A 13245-nucleotide genomic window follows, 5' to 3' on the forward strand; every position below is an offset into this window, starting at 1 on the left:
ACCCCCCCCCCCCCCGCCCCCCGCCCCCCGCCCCGCCCCGCGGGGGGGGGGCGCGCCCCGGGCCCCCCCCCCCCCCCCCACGCCGCTGTTCACGACATCCGGTCTCGACCGCGGCGATCAGCCCGATGCCTCGGCCCGGCCCTTCAACCGCACAAGGCCCTTCTCGAAGTCCGGTCCGATGAATCGGTCCATGGGGAAGAGGAAGCCGAACACCTTGAAGAACAGATTCTTGCGACCGGTCATCCGCCAGGTCACCTCGGTGCTGTCGCCGGCCGGCACCAGCAGGAACGTGACCTCGTTCCGATTCTTGAACGGTTTCCGGAAGGCCAGGTCGACAGCGACCCGGCCCGGCTCCGACGCGGTGATCGTCATGGTTCCGGCACCCGCCTTGCGGTTGCCGGCCCAGTCGTAGCGGGCGCCGACTCCTGATCCCGGACCGGAGTAGGCCCGGTTCAGGTCGGGGTCGGCGTCCTCCCACGGCGACCAGTCACGCCAATGATGGAAGTCGTCGACGAGTGCGCGTATCCGGGGTTCGGGGGCGGCGATGGTGGTCGCGCGTTCGATGACGAACGTACTCGAATCGGACATACCCTCTTCTCCTGCGGGGAGGTAGGCGCGACGTCCCGATTGCGCCACGGTCCCCGGCATTATGCATCGATACGAGGCTCCGGTACCGCTGCCACGGTTCACCCGTTTCGGGCGAACCCCGGTCGCCGGGGCCCGGCCTACGCTGTGCGAGCCGAACGACCGCGTTCACCAGGGAGGACAGCCGGTATGTGCTACGAACCCCGACCCGCATCAGCGGCGACAGCCCGGATCAACCACGACGCGGCAGCATTCTACGATCTGGCGAACCGGCAGGATTTCGATGACGTGCGCCGGGGGTTGATCGCCGAGCTCCCGGGCAATGTCGTGGATGACGGGGGATCGGTCGTCTTCGACCCACACGCGCTCGACTGGATCGGCGAAGACGATCCAGCGCCGGAATCGGTGAATCCGAGCCTGTGGCGGCAGAGTCAGTTGATCAAACTCGGTGGCCTGTACCGGGTGACCGACGGTGTCTGTCAGGTGCGTGGGAACGATATCGCCAACCTCACCGTGGTGGAGGGCGACGGGGGACTGATCGTGATCGACTGTATGGCGGGCGTGGAATCGGCCCGGCAGGCAATGAACCTGATCCGGGAACACGTCAGCGATGAACCGGTGGTCGCGGTGATCTACACGCACACCCATGTCGACCACTACGGCGGCGTGAAAGGTGTCGTCGACCCCGCGGATGTCGCCTCCGGGAGGGTGCCGGTCATCGCGCCGGGACATCAGTTCGACAAGTACGCCATCGGCGAGAACGTCATTGCCGGTAACGCGATGGCCCGGCGCAGCTTCTACGCTTTCGGTGGCCTGCTCGATCTCGACGCGCGCGGTCACCTCACCTGCGGGATCGGCATCATGAGTACCGCGGGCCCGCTGGTCTCCTACATCTCGCCCACCGACCTGATCACCGAGACGGGTACGAAACGCGAGATCGCGGGGGTGGAGTTCGAGTTCCTGTACGCGCCCGATACCGAGGCGCCGGAGGAGATGCATATCTGGATCCCGCAGTTCGCGGCGCTGACCTGCGCGGAGAACGCCAACCATTCGTTGCACAATATCCAGACCCTGCGCGGCGCACGCACCCGCGACGCCCGTAATTTCGCCCGCTACCTGGACGAGACGCTGGAACGCTGGGGCGACGCGGCCGAGGTGCACTACGGTCCGCACACCTGGCCGGTGTGGGGCAACGACCGGATCACCGGGTTCCTCGAATCCCAGCGTGATACCTACAAATACATCCACGACCAGGCTCTGCGGCTGGCGAACAAGGGGTACACGCCGCTCGAGGCCGCCGAGGCGATCGAGCTACCGGAGGAACTGCGCCGCGACTGGGCCAACCGCGGTTACCACGGCACCCTGCACCACGATGTCCGGGCCGTGTTCACCAAGGAACTGGGGATGTGGGACGGCGACCCTGTCTCGTTGTATCCGCACCCACCGGTCGAATCGGCTCGCCGCTTCGTCGAATTCGCCGGGGCCGACGCCATCCTGGCCGAGGGCAAGCGCGCCGTCGAGGCGGCCGACTACCGCTGGGCGGCGCAGATCCTGCACGCGCTGGTCTTCGCCGAGCCCGACAACACCGCGGCGCGCGAACTCCAGGCCGACGCCTACGAACAGCTGGGATACCAGGCCGAGGGCCCGCAGTGGCGGGGAATCTTCCTGAGCGCCGCGAAGGAACTGCGGCTCGGTGTGCAGCCGGCACCGTATGTCACGGCCAGCGAGGATTCCATCCTCGCCATGCCGATCGAGATCCTCTTCGATTTCGTCGCGGTCCACATTGTCGGAGACCGGGCCACCGGTGTCGATATCGGCATTACGCTCGATTTCACCGACCTCGGCGAGCAGTGGACCATGTGGGTGCGCCGCGGTGTGCTCAACGCCCGGCGCGGGCGGATGCCGGACTCCCGGCTCACGGTCAGCGGCCCCAAGAAGGCGCTCACCGGGGTCCTGCTGAAACCGGCCGGGGCCGGAGACCTCGCGGTGGCGGGCGCGATCCGGCTCGACGGTGACAGCGGGGCGCTGACCGACCTTGCCTCGGTACTCGACGATTTCGATCCCGCCTTCCCGATCGTCACCCCGTGAGCCGGCACGGCCGAACGGCGCCGACGGTGGGCGACACCCGACCGCCGGACCACGCGAACTTCGGCGAGATGCTGCTCGACCAGCGGTGACGATGTCGTGCGGACCGTGAAGGCGGTCCGGCGCGTGATGGAGGGAACAGTGGTACCCACCCGGGTGTCGTGCGGTGCCGGGCAGTGAGGAGGGTGGGTACCGATCGAATCGGTATCGACGTGGAGGTGGATCGTGTTCGAATTCGGAGATCTCGCCGTGCCGATCGTGGCGGCGCCGATGGCGGGCGGGCCCTCGACGCCGGAACTGGTGGCCGGTGTCGCGGCGGCGGGCGGCCTGGGGTTCCTCGCGGCCGGGTACAAGACCCCCGAAGCGGTGGCGCTGCAGATCCGTGAGGTGCGTGCGCGTACCGATACGGCATTCGGTGTGAATCTCTTCGTGCCGCAGCGGAACTCGTACGATATCGCGGCGGTGGAGCAGTACCGGGAGAAGTTGGGGGACACCGCGCGCCGCTACGGCATCGAGGTACCCGCGATCCGGGAATACGACGACGACCGGTTCGCCGAGAAAGTGGATCTCATGGTCGACCAGCGGGTGCCGGTCGTCTCGCTGACCTTCGGCCTGCCCCCGGCGGAAACGGTGCGGCGGTTACGTGACGCGGGGTCCACGGTGATCGCGACGGTGACCGCCCCGGACGAGGCGCGCGCCGCGGTGGCGGCGGAGGTCGACGCACTGTGCTTGCAGGGGCCGGAGGGCGGTGGGCACCGGGGGACGTTCGCGGTCGAGGACGAGCCGGGTACGACACCGCTGATCGATCTTCTCGACGAGATCACGGCCCGGTGCCCGTTGCCGGTGGTCGCCGCGGGCGGGATCTCCGACGGGTCATGCATCGTCGAGGCCCTCGCGCACGGGGCGGTGGCCGTCCAACTCGGTACCGCGTTCCTGCGCAGTACCGAATCCGGGACGAGAACGGCGCACAAGGACGCGTTGGCCGATCCGCGATTCACCGAGACGGTGGTGACACGCGCGTTCTCCGGCCGGCCCGCCCGGGGACTGGCCAATGATTTCATCACCGAATACGACCACATCGCACCGGCCGCGTACCCGCAGATCCATCACCTGACCAGTCCGATCCGGGCAGCCGCGGCCGAGAAGTACATGGCCGGCGACATGGCGCTGTGGGCGGGGACCGGGTTCCGGGCGGCGGCCCAGGATTCGACAGGGGCGATTGTGCGGCGGCTGTGGAACGAAGCCCGGGTGTCCGGGGCGGCACGCGGCTGAGGGGTAAGTGCTGGTGGCCGGGGCTCAGATGCCGAAGTTCTGGATCGGGAGCGGGAAATCGTCCAGGTCGACTTTGACGATGGCCAGAACCGGGACGTCCTCGTAGGAGCGTAGTTCAGGGTCGCGGGCCCGTACGAGGGGATCGGGCCAGCCTTCCGGGGCCGCGAGGTCGACCATATTGAAATACTCACTGCTCATGACATGGACGTAACCGGTGTATTCGTGCGCACGTTCTTTCGAGGTGTTCACGACTCGATAGGAGCGTGTGCCGTCGGTGTTCAACCAGTAGCCCGTTCCAGCACGCTTTTTGAACAGAGCGAAGAACATGGGGACCATGAACTCGGAGTCGGCGCTGATGGCTGGTGCGCCGTCGAGGTATTTGACGGTGACCGGGTCGCCGTCCGGGTCTTCGATACGTTTGGACCAGCTGCTCTGTCGGGGTTTCAGTGTGTGGATGGGGACCGGGGAGCCGTGGAAAACTATGCGGTCGCCATAGGTTCTGGCGAGCTCGTCGAGTGCTTCCCAGCCGCTGAGCACGACCGGTCCGTCGAGGCCGGGAACGGGGAGGGAAGGGGTGGGGCTCTTGATGGGGTTGCCGATCGGCATGGTCCGGGGGTCGGTGTCGCCGAAAATTTTCGCGGCTGTACGTGAGTTGTCGGCCGCGCCGGAGGTGTGCTTGTTTTCGAGTCTGTCGCAGTAGCGGTGCAAAGCGTCGGCGAGTCGTTTCGTGACGGCTTTCATACTGGTGATGGGGGTTTCCATGCTGTAGGCGCATTTCCTTTGCCGTAAGGCCTCCCGGCAAGGCGGTGAAGATCCAGTTTTTCAGCTGGCAGTTGCGGCCGCAGCGCAACCTGATCGAATCCTGCCAGCGCTGCATGATGTCTGTCACTCGCTGCCGCGGGTGCGCCGGCGGCGGGCGGTGTGCCATGGTCTCTCCGCGGTCGTTGCCGGGCTGGTCGCCCTGCCGTATTCGCCCAGCGCTCATACGGGTCCCGCCTGCCCCCGGCGACAGTTCGCTGGGTCGAGATGATCGTGCCGGCGGCCCCGGCCGGCGCGGCCTAACGATCGCCGACCTGCACGGAGAGAGGGTGCCGCTGCGGCTGGATGTCGGCACCGTCTTATGCCCTGCTGTGGGCGCGGCCGGTGGCCGGACCTCCTGGATGCGCAGGATTCCGGCGCGGGGCGAGCGGTTGTGTCGGTGCCGATCCGTAGTGTGCGGTTCGTCACCCCGCCGAACCGGGGTCCGAGCCGATCTGGAGGCACTGTGGAGAACGTGTGGCCGACCGTCCGGTCCGAGCGGACGGCGCTCATAGCGGATCTCGAAGGACTCACCGCCGAGCAGTGGGCGACTCGGTCGTTGTGCTCGGGCTGGACCGTGCACGATGTACTCGCGCATATCGTGGCCACCGCGAAAACGTCGGTACCGGTGTTCTGCCTGCAGTTCGCCCGGGCCCGCTTCGATTTCGACCGGTTCACCGAGAACGGTGTCGAACGCGAACGCGCCGCGACACCCGCCGAGACGCTGGACCGGCTCCGGGCGGTACTGGACCGTACGGTGAGCCCGCCCGCCCCGCGCGACAGCAGACTGGTCGAGATGATCGTGCACGGGGAGGACATCCGGCGGCCGCTGGGGATCACCCGCGCGTACCCGGAGCAGGCCACGGCCGACGCATTGCGGTTGCAGTTGCGGACCTCGGCGGGGTTCGGCGGCGGGAAGGAACTCGCCGCCGGGCTCACCCTGGTGGCCGAGGACGCGGAGTTCACCTCGGGGTCGGGGCCGCAGGTGCGCGGCCCGCTGTTGTCGCTGCTGCTGGCGGCCTCGGCGCGGGCGATCGCGGTCGCCGATCTGCACGGCGACGGCGTGGATACGCTGCGAAGGCGGCTCGAAGCCGGCACCTCCTGAGGCCCTCGTGGCGCCGCCGGGAGAGCGCCGGGCGGCAGGTCCGTGGTGGTAACTGTCGACCGATGGGCGAAATCGTCGTAGCGTCGATGAGGTGACTGTGCCAACAGACCTGCCCGCCACAGCGGGCGCGTTGCGGGCGGCCGGGTACGCGCCGCGAAGTGTGAAGGCCGAGATCCGGGAGAATCTGCTGGCCCGGCTGGGGTCGGGCGACGATCCGTGGCCCGGGATCGTCGGCTTCGATCGCACCGTGCTGCCGCAATTGGAGCGTGCGTTGCTGGCGGGTCACGATGTGGTGCTGCTCGGTGAGCGGGGCCAGGGCAAGACCCGCCTGCTGCGGACCGTCGTCGAATTGCTCGACGAATGGACCCCGGTGATCGAGGGCGCGGAACTGGGAGAGCATCCGCTGGAACCGATCAGCCCGCAGGGGCGCCGGCTGGCCGCCGAACTGGGCGACGATCTGCCCGTGGCGTGGCGGCACCGCTCGCAGCGCTACGCCGAGAAACTGGCGACGCCGGATACCTCGGTGGGTGACCTCATCGGCGATGTGGACCCGGTGAAGGTCGCCGAGGGGCGCAGCCTGGGCGATCCCGAGACCATCCATTTCGGGCTGGTGCCGCGCGCGCACCGGGGGATCGTGGCGGTCAACGAACTGCCCGACCTCGCCGAACGAATCCAGGTCGCGCTGCTGAATGTCATGGAGGAGCGCGATATCCAGGTGCGCGGCTACACCCTGCGGCTACCGCTGGACGTGCTGCTGGTCGCGACCGCCAACCCCGAGGACTACACCAACCGCGGCCGGATCATCACACCGCTGAAGGACCGGTTCGGCGCCGAGATCCGCACGCACTACCCGCTGACCGTCGAAGCGGAGATGGCGCTGGTGCGGCAGGAAGCCGAACTGGTCGCCGAGGTGGGTGATCCGTTGATCGAGGTGCTGGCCCGCTTCGTGCGGCGGTTGCGCGAATCCCCGGCCATCGACCAGCGTTCGGGCGTATCGGCCCGCTTCGCGGTGGCGGCCGCCGAGACCGTGGCCGCGGCGGCGCTGCGGCGGGCCGCGCTGACCGGGGAGAATCCGGCGGTGGCCCGGCCGGTGGATCTGGAATCGGTGCCGGCGGTACTGCGTGGGAAACTGGAATTCGAATCCGGTGAGGAGGGCCGTGAACAGGAGCATCTCACCCATATGCTGCGGCGGGCCTTCGCCGATACCGCTCGGGACCGGCTCGGCGGACTGGATCTGCGGCCGCTGGCCGACGCGGTGGACGAGGGCCATCTGGTGACCACGGGCGAACGCGTGCCCGGCACTGCGGTCCTGTCCGCGCTGCCGGAGCTGCCGGTATTGCACGAAGTGGCGTTGCGGCTGGGTGTGGCGGCGGGTGATCCGCCGCAACGGATCGCCGCGGCGGTCGAATTCGCCCTGGAATCCCTGTATCTGGCGCGGCAGGTGGCCAAGGATTCCGACGACGAGGGCAGTGCGGTGTACGGCGGATGACCGCGGCATCCGGTTTCGAAGAGGTGTGATGACAGCGTCCGACCGATACTCCTACGGGCCCTATCACGAAGGGCCCGATCCGCTGGCGCCCCCGCTCGATCTGCGGGAGGCGCTATCGGAGATCGGGCGTGAGGTGATGGAAGGTTCCTCGCCACGTTCGGCGCTCGAGGAACTGTTGCGGCGCGGCACGTCCGGTATGCCCGGGCTGGAGGAGATCACGCGCCGGCTCTGGGAGCGGCGGGCCGAGATCTCGCGGTCCCACCGCCTGGACGGCACCCTGCAGCAGGTACGGGAACTGCTGGACGCCGCGCTCGACGCCGAGCGGCGCGCGCTGTTCCCGGACCCCTCCGACGACGCCCGCTTCGCCGAATTGCGTTTGGACGCACTGCCGTCGAGTACGGCCGGTGCGGTGAACGAGCTCGCCGAATACCCGTGGCGTTCGGAGACCGGCCGGGAGAACTACCGCAAGATCGGTGACCTGCTCGGCGAGGAACTGCTCGAATCCAGGTTCCGGGGAATGAAGCAGGCGCTGCAGAACGCGACACCACAGGATGTGGAGCGGGTTCGGCAGATGATGTCGGATCTCAACGATCTCCTCGCCGCCCATGCGCGCGGCGAGAACACCGATCGGCAGTTCGCCGAGTTCATGGCCGAACACGGCGAGCTCTTCCCGGAGAACCCGCGCGATACCGAGGAATTGATCGATGCGCTGGCCGCACGTTCGGCGGCGGCCCAGCGGATGATGAATTCGATGTCGGCGCAGCAGCGCGCGGAACTCGACGATCTCGTCGGGCAGGCGTTCGGGGATCCGCGGATAGCGCAGCAGATCGCCGATCTCGATGCGAATCTGCGCGCGCTGCGTCCCGGACAGGACTGGGAGTCGGCACGGCGTTTCCGCGGCGAGGATCCGCTGGGCATGGGCGACGCCGTGGCGGCCATGCAGGATCTGGGCGAACTCGACGAACTCGCGGCCGCGCTAGCGCAGTCCTATCCCGGTGCGCGGCTGGAGGATATCGATCTGGAGATGCTGGAGCGGCAGCTCGGCGCCGAGGCCCGGGTGGACGCGGCCCGGCTGGCCGAACTGGAACGGGAACTGCGGCGGCAGGGCATGTTCGAGCGGGCTCCGGACGGTTCACTGCGCTTGACCCCGAAGGCGCTGCGGCAGCTCGGCGAGGTCGCGCTCCGCGATATCGTCGGGAAACTGCGCAGTCGCAAGGGCCAGCGCGAAACCGCGCTGGCGGGTGCGGCGGGGGAACCGACCGGCGCGAGCCGGCCGTGGGAGTTCGGCGATACCGAACCGTGGGACGTCTCGCGCACCGTGCGCAACGCGGTCCTGCGTTCGGCATCCACCGGCAGTCCGTCGGTAACGCTGGACGTCGCGGATGTGGAGATCGCCGAAACCGAGCAGCGGTCCCGGGCGGCGGTCGCGCTGTGCGTCGACACCTCGTGGTCGATGGTGCAGGACCGACGGTGGGTTCCGATGAAACGGACGGCACTGGCCCTGCAGCATCTGATCAGCACCCGTTTCCGGTCCGACGCCCTGGAACTGATCACCTTCGGGCGGCACGCCGCAACGGTGGACATCACCGAACTGACCGGGCTGGAACCGGTGTGGGAGCAGGGGACGAATCTGCACCACGCGCTGTTGCTGGCCGATCGGCATCTGCGCCGCCACCCCGACGCTGTGCCGGTCGTGCTGGTGGTCACCGACGGTGAGCCGACCGCGCATCTGGAGTCGGACGGTACGGCCTACTTCAACTGGCCGCCGGATCGGCGGACGCTGGCCGTGACCATGACCCAGGTGGATTCGCTCGCCCGGTTGGGTGCGTCGATCTCGGTGTTCATGCTGGGAGACGAACCGCGGCTGGCCGCTTTCGTCGATCTGCTGGCCCGGCGCAGCGGCGGCCGCGTGGTGGCGCCCGATCTGGACGGGCTCGGTGCCGCCGTGGTCAGCGACTATCTGCGGGGCCGGCGGAGTTGACCCGGTGCAGTAGCCGGGTGGGGCCCGCGAGCGAGGAGTGCTGATGCGGTTGGATCCGGCGGGGGCGCGGGAGCGGTTCGCCGGGGCGCGGATAGCCCGGCTCGCCACGGTCACCGTCGCGGGCACACCGCATCTCGTGCCGATAGTGTTCGCGCTCGCCGGCGATACCGTGTACACCGCGGTCGACGCCAAACCGAAATCGACCACGGCGCTGCGCCGGCTCGCCAATATCGAAGCGAACCCGGAGATCGCCGTACTGACCGATTTCTACGACGAGGACTGGTCGCGGCTGTGGTGGGTACGCGCCGACGGCACGGCACGTATCGCGGCGGGCGACGAGGCGCGCGCGGGTCTGGAACACCTGACCGCGCGCTACCCCGTCTATGTGTCGGAGCCGCCGCCCGGACCGGTGCTGGCGCTGGATATCACGCGCTGGTCCGGCTGGGCGGCGAACTGATCACGCGCAGGTTCAGGAACCGCCGCCCATGGCGAAGCGCAGCAGCGCCTGCTTGTCGCCCTGTTTGATCTTGCCTTTGCGATTGAGTACCTCGAGCTGCCAGATATCGCCGTTGCGGAACGCGCGGGCCACGGCGTTGGCATTGTCGTTGCCCAGCAGCGACGGCCAGATATCGGCCACCTGCTGACTGTTGCCGCCGGTGGCGTCGTAGACCTTGAAGGAGATGTTGTTCGCCTTCTCGAAAGAGGCGCCCTTCTTGAACGCGGCCGCGACGAAGACGATGGCGTCGATACCGCCAGGGATCTCGGCGAAGGTCACGTGGACGGTTTCGTCGTCCCCGGCCGCCGCGCCGGTCTGTTCGTCACCGGAGTGCTGCACCGAGCCGTTGCCCAGCGGGTCCAGCGAATCCAGTCCGGCGAAACGGACCGGTTCGCTGCCCTGCATGAGAATGGCGATCAGGTCCAGGTCGACACCCTTCTTGCGGCGCGCCCAGCCGAGCGCACCACCACTGGCGCCCGCGGAGGGATCCCAGCTGACACCGACACTCAGCTTGGCGATCCCCGCGAGATCCGCTGCGCCGTCTTCCTTTTTGAGCGTGATCATGGCTCAACGGTACCGGCTGCCGGATAACACCGGGTGAGCACCGAGTTCACGGTCAGAGGAGCGGGTAACCGGTGTTCGGGTTGGGCCGCGGCCACGGGTGGCGGGCGAGTCCTTCGACTCCTTCGTTGAATCGTCCCAGCAGCCGGACCAGCTCTTCGACTTCCGCGTCGGGCCAGCCGGTGAGCACCGAGCCGACACCGCGGCGTTGCAGAGCGAGATCGGCCTCGAACAGCCGCAGACCTTTTTCGCTGGGGCGGACCTTGCGGGCGACCCCGCCGTCGGGATCCGGCACCCGTTCCACCAGATCCTGGTCCAGCATGGCGGCGACCTGACGGTTGACGGTGGATACATCCAGTCCGAACGCTTCGGCCAGTTCGCGCAGGGACAGCGGATCGCCCAGCCGCAGTCTGGTCAGGATCAGATACGCGGATCTGTCCAGCTGGAACGGCGAATTCCGGCGGGCGGCCGGGTACTGCCGGGACAGCAGGTTCAGTTCCAGGACGAGCCGCGCCAGGACGGCGGGATCCCGGCGGTCCGCCGCGGTGGGGGCGGGCAGTGCAGCCGAATCGGACATTCGGACACTATGTCGCCTGTTTCGCCCGAATACAAAATTGTGCACGATACACAGGGTATGTAACGTGCATATTCGTGACTGCTGTGGCCGACGACCCGTCCAGATCCGACGAACGGGATCGTCCCCGCGCCACACCGACCGTGCTGGTGGCCACCCTGAGCACCATCGGCATCGTCGTCTCGCTCATGCAGACTCTGGTCGTTCCGCTCATCCCCAGCCTGCCCACCCTCCTGAACACGACCACCACCAACGCCTCCTGGGTCATCACGGTCACTCTCCTGGCCTCCGCGGTGTGCACTCCGATCAGCGGCAGGCTGGGCGATATGTTCGGCAAACGCCGCATCCTGCTGGTCGATCTGTCGGCCATGATCATCGGTTCGGTGCTGTGCGCGATGTCCTCGTCACTGCTGCCCTCGGTGGCCGGACGTGCCCTGCAGGGCGTGGCGATCGGGGCGATTCCGCTGGGCATCAGCATCCTGCGAGACGAGCTCCCGCCCGAACGCGTCGGTTCCGCGATGGCGGTGATGAGCTCCACGCTCGGCGTGGGTGGTGCGATCGGACTGCCGCTCGCCGCGCTGATCGCCGAACACGCCGACTGGCATGTTCTCTTCTGGGCGGCCGCGGCAATGGGCGGCGCGGGTGCGCTGCTGATCTTCCGGTTCGTACCGGAATCGCCGGTCCGCACCCCGGCTCCCTTCGACTTCGGCGGTGCCGCCGGACTGGCCACCGCCCTGCTCGCGCTGCTCACGGCGATCACCCAGGGCGCGCAATGGGGTTGGACCAGCCCATCGATCATGACCCTTTTCGCGGTGTCGATCCTGGTGTTCCTCGGCTGGGGCCGCTACGAACTCCGACGCCGGCACCCCCTGGTCGACCTGCGGGTCTCGGCGCGGCCCCGGGTGCTCTTCACCAATATCGCCTCGATCGCCGTGGGCTTCGCGCTCTACGGCATGTCCCTGAGCTTCCCCCAACTGCTCATGGCGCCCGCGGAAACCGGCTACGGCCTCGGATTGTCCATGGTGGCAGCCGGACTCGCCCTCGCGCCCAGCGGATGCGTGATGATGCTGCTCTCACCGGTCTCCGCCCGCATCTCGGCGCGCTTCGGCCCCAAACTCACCCTCGGAGTGGGTTCGGCGGTGATCGGCCTGGGCTATCTGTGCGCGGCGGCACTGATGGACAGTGTCTGGCAGATCATGATCGCGTCGGTGCTGGTGGCGGGCGGCGTCGGACTCGGCTACGCGGCGATGCCCGCGCTGATCATGGGCGCGGTACCGATCACCGAAACCGCCGCCGCCAACGGACTCAACGCGCTCATGCGGTCGGTCGGTACCTCCACCTCGGCGGCGGTGATGAGCGCGGTCCTGGCCAATATGACCGTCACGGTCGGCACACATCCGATGCCCTCCCGCGACGCGTTCCAGACCGCCTTCTTCATCTCGGTCACCGCGGCCTGCGTCGCCATCGCCCTCACCGCCCTCATTCCCGCTCGCGGCGACGCCGGACAGCCGGAAACCCAGGCACAGGAAAACCGCTCGGCGTGATCGGTGCGATCCGGCATGCTGGGTGTGGCGGGAGCCGGTAAGGCGCTCGGGGAAGATGTTCCGGAACAAGGGGTGTGGGCATGGTCGGATCGCCGTTCGACGGTCGGCTGCGAAAATCACTACGATTCACCGCCACGCTCCTGCTACTGGCCGCCGCTCTCGGACTCGGCGGCTGTTCGCTCTCCGGCTCCTCCGACGGGCTGGTCGGCGAACGACTCACCTCGTTCCCCGCGATCGACCGCACGGCGCTCACCCCGGCACAGACACGGGTCGTCGACGCCGCTGCCGCCGAATTCGCCGACCCCCGCACCGGGCCGGGCTATTCGGAGGGCAACGAGGAACCGTGGTGCGCGAACTTCGTGAGCTGGGTGCTCCGGGCAGCCGGCACACCACTGGCCAATCCGAACTCGGGCTCCTGGCGGATCCCGGGCGTATACACCCTGCAGGAGTACTACACGAAAACCGGGCGCTTCGCCGCCGCCGGATCGGGATACCGGCCGGTCACCGGCGACGTGATCCTCTACAGCCCCGAGAGCAGATACGGCCAGCACACCAATATCGTGCTCGCCGCCGACAACGGCACACTCACCACGATCGGCGGTAACGAGGGCGACGCGGTCGGAATCGAACGCTGGAACCCCGCCGCCGTGCCCGATATCCATATCGTCGGTTACGGGAGACTGTCACCCGGCTGGTGACGGCCCTGCCGGATCGATACCTTCATCGCGTAGCGTGGCCAGCATCCGGTGGAGGTA

The 13245-nt window shown here is 68.2% G+C and carries 12 protein-coding genes; 8 read left to right on the forward strand and 4 right to left on the reverse strand.

All coding sequences use genetic code 11. The annotated features are described in order from the left end of the window. Positions 1-117 precede the first annotated feature (117 nt). Positions 118-588, reverse strand: a complete 471-nt coding sequence (locus ACWCPQ_RS33445; RefSeq protein WP_449906640.1) for an SRPBCC family protein — start codon at positions 586-588, stop codon at positions 118-120. Between the two features lie 186 nt (positions 589-774). Between ACWCPQ_RS33445 and ACWCPQ_RS33450 the strand changes: the two genes are divergently transcribed. Both ACWCPQ_RS33450 and ACWCPQ_RS33455 read left to right on the forward strand, forming a co-directional pair. Beyond that, entirely contained in the window at positions 775-2673 is a 1899-nt protein-coding gene (locus ACWCPQ_RS33450) for an alkyl/aryl-sulfatase (protein WP_449906643.1), read from the forward strand. 222 nt (positions 2674-2895) lie between these two features. Then, on the forward strand, positions 2896-3942 hold the full coding sequence (locus ACWCPQ_RS33455; RefSeq protein WP_449906646.1) for a nitronate monooxygenase: 1047 nt from the start codon (positions 2896-2898) through the stop codon (positions 3940-3942). Positions 3943-3966: 24 nt separating this feature from the next. Here ACWCPQ_RS33455 and ACWCPQ_RS33460 read toward each other — a convergent pair whose 3' ends face one another. Continuing rightward, entirely contained in the window at positions 3967-4704 is a 738-nt protein-coding gene (locus ACWCPQ_RS33460; protein ID WP_449906648.1) for a hypothetical protein, read from the reverse strand. Positions 4705-5206: 502 nt separating this feature from the next. Between ACWCPQ_RS33460 and ACWCPQ_RS33465 the strand changes: the two genes are divergently transcribed. The 4 genes from ACWCPQ_RS33465 (at position 5207) to ACWCPQ_RS33480 (ending at position 9772) form a co-directional block, all read left to right on the forward strand. Then, complete coding sequence (locus ACWCPQ_RS33465; RefSeq protein WP_449906650.1) at positions 5207-5845, forward strand: maleylpyruvate isomerase family mycothiol-dependent enzyme; 639 nt, start codon at positions 5207-5209, stop codon at positions 5843-5845. Between the two features lie 91 nt (positions 5846-5936). Beyond that, positions 5937-7334, forward strand: coding sequence for a sigma 54-interacting transcriptional regulator (locus tag ACWCPQ_RS33470; protein ID WP_449906653.1), 1398 nt, complete (start codon positions 5937-5939; stop codon positions 7332-7334). A 28-nt stretch (positions 7335-7362) separates the two neighbouring features. Further along, positions 7363-9315, forward strand: coding sequence for a vWA domain-containing protein (locus ACWCPQ_RS33475; protein ID WP_449906656.1), 1953 nt, complete (start codon positions 7363-7365; stop codon positions 9313-9315). Between the two features lie 43 nt (positions 9316-9358). Further along, positions 9359-9772, forward strand: coding sequence for a TIGR03668 family PPOX class F420-dependent oxidoreductase (locus ACWCPQ_RS33480; RefSeq protein WP_449906659.1), 414 nt, complete (start codon positions 9359-9361; stop codon positions 9770-9772). 12 nt (positions 9773-9784) lie between these two features. Here the strand turns inward: ACWCPQ_RS33480 and ACWCPQ_RS33485 are convergent, their stop codons facing one another. Beyond that, a complete protein-coding gene (locus tag ACWCPQ_RS33485; RefSeq protein WP_449906662.1) occupies positions 9785-10375 on the reverse strand; it encodes a TerD family protein in 591 nt (196 codons plus the stop codon). Positions 10376-10427: 52 nt separating this feature from the next. After that, entirely contained in the window at positions 10428-10949 is a 522-nt protein-coding gene (locus tag ACWCPQ_RS33490; protein WP_449906665.1) for a MarR family winged helix-turn-helix transcriptional regulator, read from the reverse strand. Positions 10950-11023: 74 nt separating this feature from the next. Between ACWCPQ_RS33490 and ACWCPQ_RS33495 the strand changes: the two genes are divergently transcribed. Further along, a complete protein-coding gene (locus ACWCPQ_RS33495; protein ID WP_449906668.1) occupies positions 11024-12490 on the forward strand; it encodes an MFS transporter in 1467 nt (488 codons plus the stop codon). 107 nt (positions 12491-12597) lie between these two features. Continuing rightward, positions 12598-13188, forward strand: a complete 591-nt coding sequence (locus tag ACWCPQ_RS33500) for a CHAP domain-containing protein (RefSeq protein ID WP_449906703.1) — start codon at positions 12598-12600, stop codon at positions 13186-13188. Positions 13189-13245 lie beyond the last annotated feature (57 nt).

This window comes from Nocardia sp. NPDC001965 (genome assembly GCF_053594175.1).

Excerpts from the sequence above, each read along its gene's own strand:
- ACWCPQ_RS33445 (WP_449906640.1), bottom strand. The coding sequence starts at position 588 with ATGTCCGATTCGAGTACGTTCGTCATCGAACGCGCGACCACCATCGCC.
- ACWCPQ_RS33450 (WP_449906643.1), top strand. The coding sequence starts at position 775 with ATGTGCTACGAACCCCGACCCGCATCAGCGGCGACAGCCCGGATCAAC.
- ACWCPQ_RS33460 (WP_449906648.1), bottom strand. The coding sequence starts at position 4,704 with ATGGAAACCCCCATCACCAGTATGAAAGCCGTCACGAAACGACTCGCC.
- ACWCPQ_RS33475 (WP_449906656.1), top strand. The coding sequence starts at position 7,363 with ATGACAGCGTCCGACCGATACTCCTACGGGCCCTATCACGAAGGGCCC.
- ACWCPQ_RS33480 (WP_449906659.1), top strand. The coding sequence starts at position 9,359 with ATGCGGTTGGATCCGGCGGGGGCGCGGGAGCGGTTCGCCGGGGCGCGG.
- ACWCPQ_RS33485 (WP_449906662.1), bottom strand. The coding sequence starts at position 10,375 with ATGATCACGCTCAAAAAGGAAGACGGCGCAGCGGATCTCGCGGGGATC.
- ACWCPQ_RS33490 (WP_449906665.1), bottom strand. The coding sequence starts at position 10,949 with ATGTCCGATTCGGCTGCACTGCCCGCCCCCACCGCGGCGGACCGCCGG.